Origin of the sequence: Chloroflexus sp. MS-CIW-1 (genome assembly GCF_030444705.1) — a bacterium.
Lineage (GTDB): Bacteria > Chloroflexota > Chloroflexia > Chloroflexales > Chloroflexaceae > Chloroflexus.
On sequence record NZ_JAUBWR010000001.1, the window covers coordinates 301,525 to 319,010 of the forward strand.

The window sequence follows — 17,486 nt, forward strand, 5'->3', positions numbered from 1 at the left end:
GACACGCCCTAACAGGACTCTATTGTTGCTGTTGCTGTTGATCCATCAATTCGGCTCGAACACTTGCTGTTGTTACCTGTGGCAATACTTCACTTTCATCAATATGGACGGCAGAGGGGAGAACTTTCACACCAACTTCAAGTTGGCTGGTAGCCTGACCACGGTAGATGCCACGAGTTGGCGGTACATCGGCATAGTCGCGACCAACCGCTACCCGAATATGACGTTCACCGGCGATTAAATTGTTGGTTGGATCAAACCCCACCCAACCTAACTCGGGTAAAAATGCCTCTACCCAGGCATGAGTCGCATCCTCCTCCGAACGGTCGTGATCCTCAGTTCGGTGGAAGAGGTAGCCACTCACGTAACGACAAGGGATGCCAATGCGCCGTACCAACGCAATCATAATGTGGGAAAAATCCTGACAAACTCCCCGACGTGCCAATAGTGCCTCGTCGATTGGTGAATCGACGCGCGTGGTTTGTGGCGCATACACAAATGAATCCGCGATTTGACTTGTCAGTTCACGTAGCAGACTCAATGGATCAGTACGACGTTCTACTCCCAATTCGCGGGCCAGATCGAGCAAGGCGGGAGTAGCCTGAATAAAATGACTGGGCATGCGAAAATCCCAGTACTCTCCCTGCTCAGCTAGAAGGTCGAGTGCACGCCACACCGTATAATCCAGTTGATCAGGAAGCTGGGGTGGGGCAGTAATCTGTACGATTGCTTCGGCGATAATCAATACCTGCCGGTGGGCTGCCGCTATGTCAAAATGGTAAACCTCGTTACCAAGCCAGTCACGATAGTGTTGAATGTGGGCGAAAGGCGCCGTAGTTAATTGGAATTCGAGAAGACGCTGGTTTCCTTCACTCCGCGGGCACATTCGAACTTCGGTCTGGCTTTCGGTTACGGGTGCGCTATAGCGGAAACGAGTCTTATGGAGGATCGAATAGAACATACGTCGATGTTTGTCAAACGCCTCATCAAAGGGCACTACTGAGGCAGTGCCTGATTGATCGGATAACTGATATATGCCTGGTAAATTGCATCATGGATTGCACTACACTGCTGGCGAATCTGGCTGAGAAACAGGAGTAGATCCTGGCTGATAATCTCATCAACCTGACCGTAATCGAGTTGAGCGCGAAGTCTTCCGGCCAGGCGCTCGGCACGTGCCGCATGGCGAGTGCCTGCAAACTGGCCAATTTGATCGAGACTTGTCTGCACCTGATCGGCAGCGAATCTGATTGAACGCGGACTTTCGGCATTAAGCAGAAGAAATTCGGCCACTCGCGCTGGCTGTACATCAGCAGTATAAACCTTGCAGTAGGCTTCGAACGCCGTACAGCATTTGAGAAGTGCGACCCAGTCGATGGCATCGATGACACCTTCATTGCATGTGAGGTAGGGTCGAAAGAAGACTTCGAGCAGAAGCGTGGTTGCCCAGATTCGTTCAAGGTAACGTCCCACCTGAATAAAGTGCCACCCTTCTCCGTGGTTCATCGTCGCATCGGTTATGCCCTGGATCAGGTGTAGTCGTTCTTTGATCATTTGATAAAACTCAACCGGCTCATCTTGCCAGATCTGCTCGATACTGGTCGAACGTACATTCAGATAAAGCTGATTGATATGCTCCCACATTTCCGAACTGATCTGTTCGCGTACCTGTCGGGCATTCTCGCGTGCTAATGTCATACAGGCCATAATCGAGGCCGGATTGGTAGCGTCGGTGGTAAGCAGACGAGTAATGATTTGAGGATCGTCTAAATTGTCGCCTGGTGGCTCGACATGCAAGGCTGCCAGCAAACGTCGCCAACGCGGTGCGATGGCTTGAGGTGTCTGATCGAGAATTTGCGTTAGTCCCACCCCGATAAGACGGGCAGTATGCTCGGTTCGTTCGAGGTAGCGACTCATCCAGAAAAGATTGTCAGCAACCCTTGAAAGCATAAGTAGCACCTGTCAATATGTTTTTGCCCGACGTAGCAGAAGCGGCGCTCGTTAGCTGATAGTGATGCGCTTGTCACGTCAATATAAAACCCAGGTATCTTTACTCCCACCGCCTTGTGATGAATTGACGACCAGGGAACCACGTCGTAGAGCAACTCGGGTTAACCCACCTGGTACAATCGTTGTTCGCTCACCATCAAATAACACAAATGGCCGCAAATCAACGTGACGTGGTTCAATCACACCATTGACAAAACATGGTGCTCGTGAGAGTTGCAATGTCGGTTGCGCGATGTAGTTCCGGGGATTGGCACGAATCCGTTCGGCAAACTGTGCCTGTTCCTCACGAGTGCTGTGTGGCCCTATCAACATATCGTAACCACCCGACTCACCAACTGCCTTGACGACCAGTTCGTCAAGGTGTTCGAGCACATACGCTCGTTCATCAGGCCGATCACACAAGTAGGTTGGTACGTTCGGCAAGATCGGATCTTCGCCGAGATAGTAGCGAATAATAGCCGGCACGTAGGAATAGATAGCTTTATCATCAGCAACTCCGGTACCGATTGCATTTGCCAATACCACATTGCCGGCTCGATAGGCATTGAAGAGACCAGGTACCCCAAGAACCGAATCGGGGCGAAAGGTCATTGGATCGAGAAAGTCGTCATCGATCCGCCGATAGATAACATCTACTCGTCGGAGTCCCTTTGTCGTGCGCATGTAAATAATGTTATTATGCGCCAGCAAATCACGTCCTTCCACTAATTCAATGCCCATCTGCCGGGCGAGAAACGTATGCTCAAAGTACGCCGAATTGAACACTCCTGGTGTCAACAACACTATCGTCGGTTCAGGACGATGAGCGGGTGCTAGAGCACGCAACGTGGCAAGCAATACCTGGCCGTAGTGATCTATTGGCCGGACACCATACGCACTGAACAAGAGCGGAAGCGCTCGCTTCATTACGGTACGATTAGTCAGCATGTAGCTGACTCCACTTGGCACGCGCAGATTATCTTCGAGAACTACAAACTGACCATCGGGTAGCCGTACCAAATCGGTGCCAACAATTGCTGTATAAGCGCCACGTGGCACCGTCAAGCCGCGCATTTCTCGTCGATAATGGCGACAACTATACACCAGATGGCGGGGGATGATCCCATCACGCAAAATATATTCGTTATGGTACAAATCACGCAGAAATTCATTTAACGCGACGATACGCTGATGGAGACCACTTTCTATCTGTTGCCACTCAGTGGTGGTGAGAATCCTGGGCAGCAGATCGTATGGAAAGATCCGCTCAACACCTGCTTCATTGCTGTAAACTGTAAAGGTGATCCCTTGATTGAGAAAGGTCAGATCGGCGTACCGTTGCCGTTGTTGTAATTCATCTGGGCTGAGGCTGCACAGACGACGAGCCAGCTCAATGTATGCCGGTCGGATACTACCATCCGGGGCAAACATCTCGTCATAGGCGTTGGTGAGCGTATAGTTTTCAAACGGAGGTTGACCAATAACCGGATCCGTGGCTTCAGGCATAGTCGTCGCATCCACAATCATAACCTAACTGATGAGCGTTTACGCCCGGCGAGCCGTGGGCGACGTTGCCCGGTCGTCTTCTCTTGCCAGCGTGAATATTATGATAATGGTAACGCTTACCTCGATCTTCGTCAAACAGGTCTAAGTCATAACAATCTACTCTCGGTCACTTCACACGACCGAAATACCTTCTTTCAGTGAAAAGGGTTGTTCGCCAACAGTTAAAATAATAAACAATCGAACCGAGGGAATAACGTTGCTCCCTCGGTCGCCTATCGACAGCTCTGTATGTTCAACCAGGACTAATCACCCATCACTTCCTGTAAGGTTGGAGTAATCTGGCGCTTTTGCATATCTTCAGGCCTGACCCGGTGCACATTCCAGACTAACCCCAGCTTCTCCAGACCGCGAATGATGTAGGCCGAGACATCGATCTGCCACCAGCGCAACCCGTGGAACGCTGAACGTGGAAAAGCGTGATGATTATTATGCCATCCCTCACCAAAGGCGAGCAGACCGACAATGAAGTTGTTGCGACTGGCATCGCGTGTGTTGTAATCACGGCGGCCAAAGGTGTGGCAGATCGAATTAACACTCCAGGTAATGTGGTGAGTCAGGAAGATACGAACAAGTCCACCCCAAATCAGACCACTCCAGCCGGCAATGAGGGTCGGGATCACGATACCGAGGGCTGCCCAGATGTACCAGGTTTTTGTTACCCAGACAATAGTTGGGTCTTTGGTAAGCCACTTACCGTACATTTCAATGTTGTGCTTGTGCGAGAAGAGCCATCCGATATGCGAATGCCAGAGACCTTCGAGGGGGCTGTGCGGATCATCTTCATCATCAGAGTGAGCGTGATGCTGAATATGGGTGGAAGCCCAAGAGGTCGGATCACCTTCGAGCGCCATACAACCCATAATTAAAAATAGGGCCTTGAGCGGTCGACTAGTCTCAAAACTCTTGTGGGTAAGCATCCGGTGAAAACCGATGGTAATCCCTAAACCGGATATAACATAGAATACAATCATCAACGTTACATCGAGCCAATCAACGTATCGTTGCCAGAGCATCACCATCGCGTAGATTGTACCCAGGAAGGGAAGCACGACAATCAGCAAGACAACAAATTTTTCGAGCGGCGACTTTTCCAGTTTTGGTTCGGTAGCAGGAACGGTGCGAGCCATAGGTTATCTACTCCTTGAACGAAATGAGTTCTGTCTGTCACAAGAATAGGGGAAGAGCACCAGAAAGAGAAGTAGCGAACGGCTAAACCTGGGTCACGATCTGGCGCAAGCGGGGATGACTGGAGTAATGGGTCTGGCATGGCGATGAGATAGAGAAGACTGACGGCAGACAGTTTTCACATTGACCAAGACTGCCTTCAGCCGGGTAAGGTATGCTCCTCGTAAGAGAGTATCTGAATATTCCCTCGATACCCGTTGCCGCACGATAGGGACAAGTTGAAAACCCACGGCGTACTCATGCGCTAGCCGATGCCTTCCCGTCGCGCACGTGCATGGAGACGTGGAAGCTCCCTCACCCCCTTGCCCTTTTCCGCTCCCATCTGGAGTGAGGAAGGAGAAGGTGAGTCGTGTACACTGGGGACAGACCTGCTGACCAACTGTTCACCTCTTCGCCACGGAAGACGAGGGAGAGGGTGCGATGGGGGAATCTATTCCCTCCACCAATTTGCAATCTTTTCCAACCTGTGGTATACTCCTAACGTGTTGAGCGGGTTGGCCCCATCGTCTAGCGGCCCAGGACGCCACCCTCTCAAGGTGGAGATCGCGGGTTCGAATCCCGCTGGGGTCACCAGGGCCCGTCGTCTAGCGGTTAGGATGCCACCCTGTCAAGGTGGAGGTCGCGGGTTCGAATCCCGTCGGGCCCGCCAAATGAGGCGGAAGCAAAGACAGCCAGAATGTTCTGGCTGTCTTTGTGTTTACAAGGAGGGCGGGAAGAGTGGGTACGTATGATTGGCAGAGCCAGCGGCCTAACCCATCCACAGCTTCCTACGCCGACGCTCGTCTTCTATAGGGCGTTTCAGCGTTTTCATCTTGACTGGCAGCGTTGAGGAACAGAAAGAGGAAAGCGAAACGAGTGCCGCAGGAGCAGCTTTCTGTTCCAACAGTGCTCTGCGGTCAGGCCGTCCGTTCTCTCACCGATGATGCCCATTACCGACTTGGTATTGCCGCAGCATGGACGTCCCCTCACCTTCCCCTGGCCCCTTCCTTACCCACGCGGCGAGAGGAAGGGTAAATGCGTTACGCTGTGCGGTTCGGCTGCTCGCAGCCGGTAATTGAACGGGGGAAGTGCTGCATTGCAGCGTTCGGCTGCTCTCACCTGGTGAGTGGAGGGTGTGGAGGAGAGAAGTCCTCCCTCTCCGCTCACCGACGATGCCCGTTCATGCGTTGGGAGGGGCGGATGCCCAGGCAAACAGAGAGGATAGTGTGATCCCGAAACGGGCACACGTTGCCACACAACGCAGGTTCGCAATCTCATCATGCGGGTGTGAATGAAATCTGCTGGCGAACACGACCAAGAGCCGATCCGAATAATCGTATCACGGTACGGCGGATGAAACCTGATCATAGATGTACGGGCGCAGCGGCGCTGCGCCCCAATTGATCTTTCTTCTGCGACAGGGTACTCCAGATAGGCTCTTAGTAACCTTCGATAGACATCGTTAATGTTCGTGAAATACATCTATTGCAGCCAACAACTGCACATCACCGATGTTCGCCAGTTCGGCTGCGCTCAAATTACGGACTTCAGACGGGGTTACAATGGGCGCTTCGAGGGGTTGTCCAACGATACGATCCGGCGTAATTCCCTTCCCCCGAATCTGACGGCCAGTTGGGGTACGCCACTCTTGCGTACCAAGCAAGAGTTGAGCGCCGTTCGCAAGGCGGAAGGGCGTTAGAACGGTACCGGTACCGACCGTCGTCTCACCAACCAACACTGCCCGACCAGCATCTTGCAAAGCTCCGGCGAGAATCTCGGCTGCACTGGCCGAACCACTGTTGATCAACACGACCAGCGGCATATCCTGGGCGATCCCGGCAGTCCGAGTCGTGTTGACGCGCTGACTGCCGTCTCGACTCCGTTCGATCAGCACCGGTGTCTCCGCCGGTAAGAACTCACCGGCAACCTTCAGTAAGACGCTGAGTAAACCACCGGGGTTATTCCGCAGGTCAAGTATCAGCCGCTCGGCACCTGCTGCTTTCGCCTCTGCGAGGGCGGTGCGTAAGCCATCAACAGCCTGTTCGTCGAACGACGTGATCCGGATCAATGCAATCTGATCAGGCAGTAATGCCCAACTGACACTCGGCACCGTAATTTTGGCGCGGGTGATGGTAAAGCGTAACAATCCGGCATCACGTCGATTCACCTCAAGAGTAACTGATGTGCCAGCAGGGCCACGTACACGTGCAACCAGATCGTCAATCGACCACCCCTCAACCGGATGCCCATCGACAGTGATAATGCGGTCACCCGCTTGCAGGCCAGACAACGCTGCCGGTGAACCCTCAATCAGCGCCAGCACCAACAGCATGCCATCGCGTTTGCCGATGTAGATACCGATGCCCTCAAAAGCACCACTCAGCGACTCTTGCCAGATTTTGGCCTCGGTCGCGCTCAAAAAGCGGGTATGACCCTCATCGCCGAGCGTAGCTAACATGCCATCAATCGCGCCTTCGATCATCCGATCTGGATCGGCGGCGGTAGAATCGACGTAACGCTCACGGGCTAACTGCCACACTTCCCAAAAGACGGCAAATTGGTCACAAATCTCGGTTGTTTCAGGGCAGGCAACGGTCGTTTTTGGATTGCTTAACCAGACTCCCAACCAGACGCCGCTGCTGATTCCGCCGATCAAGGTCACAAGGAAGAGGGGCACGGTAAGCCAGATGGGAATACGAATTTGCAGCACACGAATCACGCCATACATAGCCTTCTTATGCCTCTTTCTGCAAGCGTCGCACTGTCTCGCCATCGAGACGCCGAACCAGCGCCAACAATAGTTGTACCGTCTGCTCAATATCGCGACGATGGACGATAGCTGAGGTTGAGTGGATATAACGTACTGGCGGCCCGATAACCACGGTTGGTACCCCACTCCCGAAAATATGCATCCGTCCACCATCAGTACCGCCCCCTGGCATCAGATCGAATTGCAGCGGAATACCCTCTTCGGCGGCAACGTCAATAACCAGATGGCGCAGAGCGGTGTGGGCAATTAATGATCCGTCAATGAGCAGGATGGCCGGTCCCTGACCGAGTCGGCTCATCGCATCATCAGCCCCCACACCGGGCATATCGCCAGCAATCGCCGTATCGATAGCAAAGCCAATATCAGGCTTGACCAGATACGTTGTTGTAGCCGCGCCACGCAGACCGACTTCTTCTTGAACATTACCGATCCCGTAGACAATGTTGGGGTGGCGTTCATTGACCAGGCGACGAATGGTTTCAACCACGATAGCGCAGCCAACGCGATTGTCTAATGCCTTTGCCATGAAGAGATCGGGATTGCGCATCGGCAGGAATGGACCGACCGGTACCACTGAATCGCCCGGTCGCACTCCCCATGCCATAGCTTCCTCACGACTAGAGGCACCAATATCGATGTACATTGACTTTTTGTCAACGAGGCGATTCCGTTCATCGTTGCTTAAGATATGCGGAGGTTTTGCGCCGATCACACCGATAATCGATCCCTGGCGGGTCATAACTTCCACTCGTGTACCCAACAACACGTGATCCCACCAGCCACCAAGCGGCTGAAACTTGAGAAAGCCATCGTCGGTAATACGGGTCACGAGCAATCCGATCTCATCAAGATGCGCTGCCAGCGCGATCCGTGGCCCATCGGGTACGCCGATCCGACGAGCAATAATACTTCCCAGATTGTCACCTTCGATCTCACTTACCGGCTCAAGGTAGCGCCGCATAAGAGTGCGAACCGGTCCTTCATAACCAGAGGCACCATGAGCCTCGGTGAGTTCCTTCAAAAGTTGCATCATTGCATCCACAGATTTTTCCTCGCTCAACTATTCAGGAATCGACCAATTGTTGACGTACCCACTGTTCAGCCGTTGCGCGATCAGTGATCAGACCATCGAGCGTCGCTGCCCGCAGACGCCGTAACAGTTGTCCTAATTGCGGCCCTGGCGGTACCCCCAAGTGACGCAAGTCATCACCGTTGAGCGGCGGGCGCAGCAGCCGCCATTCGTGCAGATAGCGGGCGATGTTCTGCTGAATTAGCTCATCTGTCGCGTAGTGTAGCACAGCAATCGCGGCTACGCTATAGGGCTGTAACAGGGCATCAAGACGACTCGGGCTGGATGCCGAGGCGATGGTTGGTAGCCGGACGCGCAGTGCAATCAGGTCGTTGAGCATTCGACGCACCGGGGTAGGTAGGTGGTAACGGCGCAGAAACATCATCAGCTCAGCATCACTGACATCGTAGAGCAACAGTCCGGCGATAACCAGATCAGTCGGCGCGACGGCTGCCACATGCGCCGGATCGCGCTGATAGCGGGCTAATCGCTCGGTCATGGCCGGTGTCCAGTGTAAACCGGGCACAATCTGGTACGTGACCCCCCATCGGTCGGCCAGCGCCACAACCGCTGCCGGATCGGGTTCACTCAATGTCAGGCAGAGTTCAGTCTGTACTCGTTCAGGGGTGAGGAGCGCCAGATACTGAGCTGCGATAGCTTCCTGAAACTGCGCCCTGGTCGCTGCATCAGGAGTAAGATCAAGACGAGCGGCCAGGCGCAGACCACGTAACAGGCGGGTAGGATCATCGCGCAAACTCTGCTCGTGCAAAAGCCGTAAGCGGCGAGCTGCCAGATCGGTAGCCCCCCCCAGCGGATCGAAGAGGGGCATCGGCAACAAGTCGTTGCCCTGCGCGACCAGTTGAATCGCCATTGCATTGATGCTGAAGTCACGGCGGAAAAGATCAAGGGCCAACGGCGCCGGTTGCACTTCGGGCAAGACAGCCGGTCGTGGGTAGCGTTCGGTGCGCGTCTGGGCCAAATCGATCAGCCAATTGCCGACGGTTATTGAAGCTGTGCCAAATGATGGATGCTGCGCCACGATGTCGCCACCCCAGACATTTGCGAGCAGGGGAACAATCCGATGAACGTCGCCTTCGACGGCCAGATCAATATCACGTCCAATGGGTACACCGAGCCACAGATCACGAACGACACCGCCAACCAGCCATAACGTTGCCTGAACCGACGATGCCAGATCAACGGCACGTGCAAGCAGACGCCGCAGTTCTGGTTCAAGTCTGGTGATAAGATTGTCCATGTGCGCTTGACAGAGCAGGCATTCAATGATAGGATAGAGTTCGCACGGGCGATTAGCTCAGTTGGTTAGAGCGCCACGTTGACATCGTGGAGGTCAGTGGTTCGAATCCACTATCGCCCACCACATTTATTGTAACACGCCTCATGAATTATCCTCGTCACCGTCTTATCGCGAGTTTCTTCATCGCTCTCGTACTGGCAGGTTTTTCTGCTGTTGTCACGCAACAGATGTACGCCCAGCCGGAGGCGCTTGCGTGTCCGCGGAATCAGACGATTACCCTCCGTGGTGATCAGGCTCCACCATTTCAGGGCCTGATCGTACTCTTCGCCGATTTGCCGGTCGGCGGCGGGGTCAGTGATGCTGCCGGACGCTGGCAAATCCCGCTGCGGGTGAACGAACCTCCTGGTATCTATCCGGTTGAGGTGCGACTACGGGATAATCAACAATTGCTTGCCAGGATGGTATGCTACGTTGATGTTCCATTGCCAGCTACTGTTGTTCCATCACCAACGAAAATACCTTCACCAACGCCAACGTTAGCTCCTCGCCCAACGACTGCGCTGCCAACAGTACCGCAGGCAACCCGAACTACGACACCGACGGGTCGAGCGACGGCAACCCCACAGATCACTGCTACCACTACACCAACCGTGCCAACGACGGAGACGCCCCGCATCACCTTCACGCCGACACCAACTTCTACCCTTGGCGGTGTACCTATCGCTACACCGACCCCAATACCAGCCGGTATATCGGTAACGCTTGAAATTGTTGCTTACGACCCAGATACATCAAACTCACTTAACGATGAATATGTGACATTGCTAAGTAACGAAGAGAACGACCTCACAATCGGTGGCTGGCGGATTATCAACATTTCACGCCCTGAACGGCCAACATTCGTTTTTCCGAATTATGTGCTGGCGCCTGAAAGTGAGATATACCTCTACACAGGTAGCGGCACAAACAATTTGAACACCGGTGATTTCTACTGGGGGCGCTCAGCACCGGTTTGGCAGCGCGGAGACATTGCGCAATTGTTCGATGCACAAGGGCGGCTGGTGAGTTCTTATCAGGTACCCTGACGCCAGGTGATCGAGGCAGCACATATGCTGCCCTGCCATCAACCTGGTCGCCTGCATACCCATAGATGTCCAGGCAAGCCAGGTCACATATCCAGACCTGGTATTAACCGGCAATGACTTCGAGCATAACTAACACAAAATTGTACACTCCATGCACGATAGCAGCAGTCGTCGTATTGGTACGTTTTCTTACCAAACCACATATGAGACCCACAACAAAGACGACCAGCAGACCATCCCAATGATACTGAAAAGCGTGCAGGCTGACGAAGAAAAGATTCGAGAGGAAAATGCCCAGACGGGGCTGCAAAACTCCACGGATTGCCAGTTCTTCACCTAACCCGGCTGTGACACCAATCACCAATGCTCCAAGTGGGCTAATCGCAAAAGCTATCAGTTCACTGAACGCCTCATGGTCGGTGGTAGGCCAACCAAATGTCTGCCAGATTGTATCTATTAATGGCAATGTGAGCGTTATCAAACCGGCCAGAGCCAGACCGATCCCCACACCAGTGATAACTTGGCTAACGGTCGGTCGTACCAGACCGATGCGCAGGAGCGTCGCCGATAGATTGCGGCGAATTCCAAAGCCGACTGCGAGAAACGCAGCCGGAATTGTCCAGACCAGGCCATAAACCTGGCTACGCAACTGAGCGCCAGCGCTGAGATCACCAGCATTCAATTCTTCACTACCTACAGCTCGCACAAGGGTGAGTAGTGGTGGCTGGCCGGTTACCAGCAGTGGCATTACCATGATCAGCGTGATAGTGACAATTGCTGCCAGCGCCACGCTATGCACAAATGAGTTTGGATCGAGCGGAAGAAATCGTGTTAACCACCGACGCACCGGTGGAAGTAGCGTTGACAAGCCTATTCCAAAGCTGAGGAAGATACCAAAAATGAGGAGCAGGATCGTGAAGAGAGAAGCCGGCTGAAGTGTCGGCGGATTGTTCGGATCAAATCCACCCGGTGGTATGTCAACGATATTCAATACCCCCAGGCCAAACGCATACACGGCAGATGCACCGATGAGGATGGTCAGCCACACGCCAGTAGCAATCCAGGCCCAATTGAAAGACGTACCGGCAAAATAGGCCAGAATTGCCAGACCAACAAAGGGTAAGGCATTGAGACTGGCGGAGGTGAAATTCCCGATCTCGCCACCAATAGCAGCACCGATACTCAGCAGAAGGATGTAGATGCCTACACCGGCAAGCCAGATACCTGGTCGCCGCATAGGAGCAGGTTCAGGGGTGATAACGAGTGGTTCTGACATCGTCTCTTTTCCTCTTGTTTCGTAGCAATCGTGGTAAACCGGTGATGAGTATAAACTCACTGCGAACAGCGCGCCATAGCGTATCTTGTGGTCATCATCTTCCCCTCTTCCCTTTTCTCTTGGGAAAGGTGATCTCCGCACAGAGGGTATTTATTCCACGCACTCCACATACATTGTATACCACACCCCAGTCATTTGCGTGGTCTGAATAGTGTATCTGAACCAGGGAAGCGAGAACAGAAAGAGAGGTGCAGAGAATCGGTAGGGGCGGGTTGGGAACCCGCCCTACAACAGCGGTTCATCAGCCGTTCGTCACGTTGTTATGTCGAATCCGGTCATTCCCAGCACACGATTACGTTCCGGCGCAGGATCATTATCGTCGCACCGACCCTGCTACTGTTCTAACCGACGGCAAATGTCCTGTAAGCGTATTCCAGACAGACTCGGGATAACCAGGTGTGCCCGGCCCACCCGTTCTTGCGGGCCAATCCCAACCACATAAAATCCCCCGGCTAATGCAGCTTCAACACCGGCAGTCGCATCTTCTACGACAACACAGGCAGTTGGTGGTAGATCGAGCAGGCGTGCAGCGTGTAAAAAGAGATCAGGCGCTGGTTTCTGGCGCGTGACACTGTAACCGTCGGCAATGGCATCAAATAGGTCGGTAATCCCTAACCGTTCGAGCACCTCGCGGGCATTTTTGCTCGCCGAGCCGAGTGCAATTTTTAGTCCGGCAGCGCGAATCTCGTGCAGCAGTTCACGGGCGCCCGGCAAGAGGTCACACGGTGATATTTCGCGGATAAATTCAAGGTAGTAGCCGTTTTTCCGCTCCATTAGCTCAGTAAGCACATCCTCAGGATAGGACCTGCCTTTGAGCATCAGTAGAAGCGACTCACGGCGCGGAATACCGCGTAATGCTTCGTTCTCTTCGCGTGTAAACGGAATTCCTAACTCGTCGGCCAGCCGTTTCCAGGCTCGATAGTGGTATTCAGCGGTATCGGTGATAACACCGTCGAGATCGAAAATGAAGCCCTGAATTGGCATGTCTTTGCTCACATTTGTGAATAAAAATCATTTCGACATTTATTATATGCCCGCAGAAGCGGATGCAGCGATAGTCGTTGCACCCGCTCGTTGGTTACGCAACGATAGCACGACCGTCGGGGTAGCAGGTCACGATATGCATGACACCACGCAAGGTAAAACGGAAGGTGAGCTGTTGCCAGTGTTTGGGCAAACGTGGATGCACCTCCCAAGTACCGTCTGGATGGATGCGCAAACCACCGAACCCAAAGACGACAGCCTGCCAGACACCACCCGCTGACGCGGCGTGAATACCATCACCGGCATTTCCGCGCACATCACGGAGATCGGCACGCGCTGCACGAATGAAGTGCTCATACGCCTCGTCAACATCACCCATCTGACAGGCGACAATAGCCTGGATTGGCGGGCCGAGCGATGAGCCGTAGGTATGATCGGTGCGTGGGGTGTAATAATCGTAGTTAACCCGAATCTGGCTGTCGCTGTAGTGTTCGCGTAGCAGGAATTGCAACATCAAGACATCGGGTTGCTTGATGGCCTGATATTCGTTAGCACCTTCGATCCCGAAAATCTCGTGCATCGATTTTGTGCGTGGTTCATAATCAGCTAGATTGACATCTTTAAGCTTGAAAAAGCCATCGAACTGTTCGATCAGGCCGTTGGCCGCGATGTTCACGCACATCTTTTCGGCGACCGTCTGCCAGTGTTGTAGACGTTCAGCAGTCAGATCAAGCCTCTGCCGCAGTTCGGCAGCTTTCTGCGGTGCATGTTGTTCGAGCCAGGCTAACGTCTCTAAACCGGCACGCAGATTCCATTGCGCCAACAGATTAGTATAGGCATTGTTGTTCACGTGATCGTGGTATTCATCGGGGCCAATGACGTCGGTGTAGCCATAGCAGCCCCGGTCGGCCAACCATTCGGCACGCGACGCGCAGAATTTGGCTGTATCCAACACGATTTCAGCGCCACGTTCGATATACCACGCATCATCACCGGTCGCTTGCCAATATTGTTGAACGGCGTAAGCAACATCAGAAGAGATGTGGATTGCCAAATCACCTGTCCAGACCCGAGCCAGCTTCTTCTTATCGTGAAAATCTGGCACCCAGGTAGGCGTTACCTCCTCACCGGTATCGGCACTCTCCCACGCATACCACGCCCCTTCATAACCAGCGGCACGAGCCTTGGCACGAGCTGCCGGCAACGTCAGGTAACGATAATCAAGCAGGTTGCGAGCCACTTCGGGCATGGTGTAGATGAAGAGGGGAAGCATGAAGATTTCGGTATCCCAGAAAGCATGCCCGCGATAACCAAATCCAGAGAGAGTCTTGGCGCCAATATTGACACGCTGATCGTGGCGTGGTGCAGCAATCAGGAGTTGGAAGATACTGAAGCGCACAGCTAGATCGGCCTCTTCGTCGCCTTCTATGACGACATTACAGCGTTCCCATTCGCACGCCCAGGCCCGCCGTTGCGCAGTTAGCTCCTGATCCCAGTCTGTTACACGCTGGAGATGATGATGAGCCAGTTCCAGTGGGTTGCCGGTATCGCGTGAAGTGGCAACGCCGACAAACTTATTCACGACAATCGGCGTACCAGACCTGGCCTGATAGACCTGTCGGAGAGTCGGCACATTCTCAACATCCCAGAATGTGGTGGTGAGTGCAGCATCACCCACCAGACGCATCACCAGCGCCAGCTCAATCCCACTTTTGCGGGTGCGGGTGCGTAAGAAGACAGCGCCATCGGCAAGCTGCCCCTGCGCAATATGCCGCCAGTGAAGCAGTCCCTCATTGTCGGTCTGGCCGTTGAGTGCACTTCGGAGTTCGATCTGACCATCGAATTCGGGAATGATCTCACAGCGTAACGCCAGCAGGTGTTCGTCTGCCAATGAAGCGAAGCGAGTAAAAATCAAGGTCGCTACGCGGCCGTTTGGTGATTGCCAGCGCACCTCGCGGCGCAGAACGCCAGTCTGTAAATCAAGATCACGTCGGTAAGCCAGGATGGTGCCGGTTGCCAGCGAAAACTTCTCGCCGTCGATTACCACCTGCGTAGCCAGCCAGTCGGGTGTATTGGCAAGCTCGGTCACGACAACCGGTGCATCATCAAAGACGCCGTGGATAAACGTAGCCCGTCGATCGTTGGGATACCCTTCCTCAAAGGTACCTCGAGTTGAGAGATAGCCATTCCCGATGGTGAAAATGGTCTCTTTGTGGTGTTGTTTCGTTGGATCGAATGATGTCTCAGATAGTATCCACATACCTGTTCTCTTGTCTTGTGAAGCGGCGAAAACGATCTGGGCAGCCGAGACGCGATCGTGCGCATCCATGCGCTGCCCATTACCAGGTTGTACGGTGTTACGGTGTTACTCACATTGCAGCGTGCACGTGCCCTATCCTTCTTTTGAACCGGTAGCAGCAATACTCCGCACGAAATACTGCTGGAAGACGAAGAAGATGATCAAAATTGGGAGCGTGTTGAAGATCGATCCGGCAAGGATCACCGAATAGAGCGTATAGTACTCACCACGGAACCATTGCAAGCCGATTGGCAGCGTAAACTGCTCGGGTGAACGGAGAACTAGCAGGGGCCACATAAAGTTGTTCCAGGCTCCCTGAAACGTCAGCAGGGCAAGGGTGATCAACTGGGTCTGGCTAATCGGCAGCACAATGCGGAAGAACGTTCCCCATCGCCCTGATCCATCCATCATCGCTGCCTCTTCCAATTCTTTGGGGAACGACTTATAGAATTGGGTCATCATAAAGACGCCGAAGGCATCGGCCATACCGGGTAAAATCACCCCCCAGGGATTGTCGATGAGGCCAAAACCGGTAGGCAGCTTGAACATCCCCAGATCAATCCCACCGCGAATGAGACCCGGTCCAATGATGAGGAACGATGGAATAAGCGTGACAACACCGGGCATCATCATCGAAATGAGCAGCAGGTTAAACCAGAAGTTCTTCAGAGGAAACTCGATACGGGCAAAGGCGTAACCGGCCATCGCACAGAAGAGAACGCGGAAGATTGTGATGATGACCGAGATAAAGACACTATTCCACACCCAGCGCGGGAAGAGCTGGAACGTGCCCAGGATCGTCTGGTAGTTTTCGAGCGTAAAGGGGATCGGCGCCCAGATCGGTGGTGTGTAAATATCGGCCACCGGCTTAAACGAGAAGACCAGCGTAAAATAGAGCGGCGCTACCGAAAGGACAGCCCAGAAGGCCAGCATAGCAAAGAAAAGGTATTTACGCAGCCGGTCGAAGAAGACGGTCTGCTCGTACACCCGTGTCTGTGCTTGTGTTGTTACTGCCATCGGTGTTGCCTTTCTAGCGCTCGGCGCCGCTGCCGCTGCCTTCGATCACTTTTCGTTGCAACAGGGTAACTGCCAGGATGATGAGCGTCAGAATCACTGCTAATGCCGATGCCTGGCCCATCTGGATACGAGTATCGCGGAAAGCCCACTTGTAAATCAGGTAGGTAATCGTCGTCGTACTATCGAGCGGCCCACCGGCAGTCATCACATAAATCTGGTCGAAGACCTGGAAACAGCCGATTACGCCTACCGTCACAACAAAGAAGATGACTGGTCGCAACATCGGAATGGTAATGTAGAAGAATTTCTGAATACCGTTGGCGCCATCAATTTCGGCTGCTTCATAAACTGCCAGCGGAATATCTTGCAAACCAGCCAGGAAAATCAGCATCAACGTACCGCTCGTCGTGAAGATGTTCATTCCCATAATGACATAAAACGCGGTACGTGGGTCATCGAGCCAATTGACCGTCAACCCCGTGATCTGGTTGAAAATCCCCTGCGGCGCAAAAATCCAGATAAAGATCAGTGAAATCACTACCGATGATGTCACTGAAGGCAGATAGAAAATAGTGCGGAAAAAGCGCTGAAATCGCAGATTCTGATCCATGGCAAATGCCAGCACCAGGCTGAGAAAGGTCTGGATCGGCACGACGATCAGCACATACTTGAAGGTATTGGGCAGCGCTTTTGCCAGGAAGAGTTCATCTTCCAGCACACGCTGATAACCCTCTAACCCCCACCAGCGCGGTGGTCGGAGCAGGTTGTATTCGGTGAACGAGAGGTAGACCGCGTAACATAGAGAGATCAGGCTAAAGATAACGAAAATGATCAGCCACGGCGAAATAAACAGATACCCATTCAACGCTTCGAAAATCTTGCGGCGGTCAGTTCTCGCTCGCATATTATACTCCCGTCATTGGTGGAGCGCAGCGACCGGAGCTGACCG

13 protein-coding genes and 3 tRNA genes are annotated in these 17,486 nt (G+C 53.4%); 4 read left to right on the plus strand and 12 right to left on the minus strand.

The window, feature by feature from the left end:
• Window positions 1-19: 19 nt before the first annotated feature.
• The 4 genes from QTO31_RS01175 to QTO31_RS01190 form a co-directional block, all read right to left on the minus strand.
• Window positions 20-961, minus strand: a complete 942-nt coding sequence (locus tag QTO31_RS01175; protein ID WP_301427841.1) for a transglutaminase family protein — start codon at window positions 959-961, stop codon at window positions 20-22.
• 35 nt (window positions 962-996) lie between these two features.
• A complete protein-coding gene (locus QTO31_RS01180) occupies window positions 997-1,950 on the minus strand; it encodes an alpha-E domain-containing protein (RefSeq protein ID WP_301427842.1) in 954 nt (317 codons plus the stop codon).
• A 78-nt stretch (window positions 1,951-2,028) separates the two neighbouring features.
• Entirely contained in the window at window positions 2,029-3,495 is a 1,467-nt protein-coding gene (locus QTO31_RS01185; protein ID WP_301427843.1) for a circularly permuted type 2 ATP-grasp protein, read from the minus strand.
• A gap of 302 nt (window positions 3,496-3,797) precedes the next feature.
• Window positions 3,798-4,682, minus strand: a complete 885-nt coding sequence (locus QTO31_RS01190) for an acyl-CoA desaturase (protein WP_301427844.1) — start codon at window positions 4,680-4,682, stop codon at window positions 3,798-3,800.
• Window positions 4,683-5,236: 554 nt separating this feature from the next.
• On the opposite strand from QTO31_RS01190, the gene QTO31_RS01195 reads away from it, so the two are divergent.
• Window positions 5,237-5,313, plus strand: a tRNA-Glu gene (locus tag QTO31_RS01195).
• A tRNA-Asp gene (locus QTO31_RS01200) sits at window positions 5,314-5,389 on the plus strand. It begins immediately after the preceding tRNA gene.
• A 792-nt stretch (window positions 5,390-6,181) separates the two neighbouring features.
• On the opposite strand, the gene QTO31_RS01205 is transcribed toward QTO31_RS01200, so the two are convergent.
• Genes QTO31_RS01205 through QTO31_RS01215 form a run of 3 tightly spaced genes read right to left on the minus strand, consistent with a single transcriptional unit; the run spans window position 6,182 to window position 9,816 of the window.
• Window positions 6,182-7,447 carry a S41 family peptidase gene (locus QTO31_RS01205; RefSeq protein WP_301427845.1) on the minus strand — a complete coding sequence of 422 codons (1,266 nt, stop codon included), beginning with the start codon at window positions 7,445-7,447 and terminating at the stop codon, window positions 6,182-6,184.
• 7 nt (window positions 7,448-7,454) lie between these two features.
• Window positions 7,455-8,531 carry a M42 family metallopeptidase gene (locus QTO31_RS01210; protein WP_367620607.1) on the minus strand — a complete coding sequence of 359 codons (1,077 nt, stop codon included), beginning with the start codon at window positions 8,529-8,531 and terminating at the stop codon, window positions 7,455-7,457.
• A gap of 22 nt (window positions 8,532-8,553) precedes the next feature.
• The gene (locus tag QTO31_RS01215; RefSeq protein WP_301427846.1) at window positions 8,554-9,816 is read right to left on the minus strand and encodes a CCA tRNA nucleotidyltransferase; all 1,263 of its coding nucleotides are present in this window, start codon (window positions 9,814-9,816) and stop codon (window positions 8,554-8,556) included.
• Between the two features lie 46 nt (window positions 9,817-9,862).
• Between QTO31_RS01215 and QTO31_RS01220 the strand changes: the two genes are divergently transcribed.
• Window positions 9,863-9,939, plus strand: a tRNA-Val gene (locus QTO31_RS01220).
• Window positions 9,940-9,959: 20 nt separating this feature from the next.
• On the plus strand, window positions 9,960-10,901 hold the full coding sequence (locus QTO31_RS01225; RefSeq protein WP_081910068.1) for a lamin tail domain-containing protein: 942 nt from the start codon (window positions 9,960-9,962) through the stop codon (window positions 10,899-10,901).
• Window positions 10,902-11,004: 103 nt separating this feature from the next.
• Here the strand turns inward: QTO31_RS01225 and QTO31_RS01230 are convergent, their stop codons facing one another.
• From QTO31_RS01230 to QTO31_RS01250, 5 genes are all read right to left on the minus strand, one after another.
• Window positions 11,005-12,177: a CPBP family intramembrane glutamic endopeptidase gene (locus QTO31_RS01230; RefSeq protein WP_031460975.1), complete on the minus strand. Its 1,173-nt coding sequence runs from the start codon at window positions 12,175-12,177 to the stop codon at window positions 11,005-11,007.
• Between the two features lie 393 nt (window positions 12,178-12,570).
• Window positions 12,571-13,221 carry a beta-phosphoglucomutase gene (gene pgmB, locus QTO31_RS01235; RefSeq protein WP_301427847.1) on the minus strand — a complete coding sequence of 217 codons (651 nt, stop codon included), beginning with the start codon at window positions 13,219-13,221 and terminating at the stop codon, window positions 12,571-12,573.
• A gap of 94 nt (window positions 13,222-13,315) precedes the next feature.
• Window positions 13,316-15,481 (minus strand): glycoside hydrolase family 65 protein, encoded by a 2,166-nt coding sequence (locus tag QTO31_RS01240; protein WP_301427848.1) that lies wholly within the window; start codon window positions 15,479-15,481, stop codon window positions 13,316-13,318.
• Between the two features lie 132 nt (window positions 15,482-15,613).
• Entirely contained in the window at window positions 15,614-16,537 is a 924-nt protein-coding gene (locus QTO31_RS01245) for a carbohydrate ABC transporter permease (RefSeq protein WP_031460972.1), read from the minus strand.
• A 13-nt stretch (window positions 16,538-16,550) separates the two neighbouring features.
• Window positions 16,551-17,441, minus strand: coding sequence for a carbohydrate ABC transporter permease (locus QTO31_RS01250; RefSeq protein ID WP_031460971.1), 891 nt, complete (start codon window positions 17,439-17,441; stop codon window positions 16,551-16,553).
• Window positions 17,442-17,486: the final 45 nt, after the last annotated feature.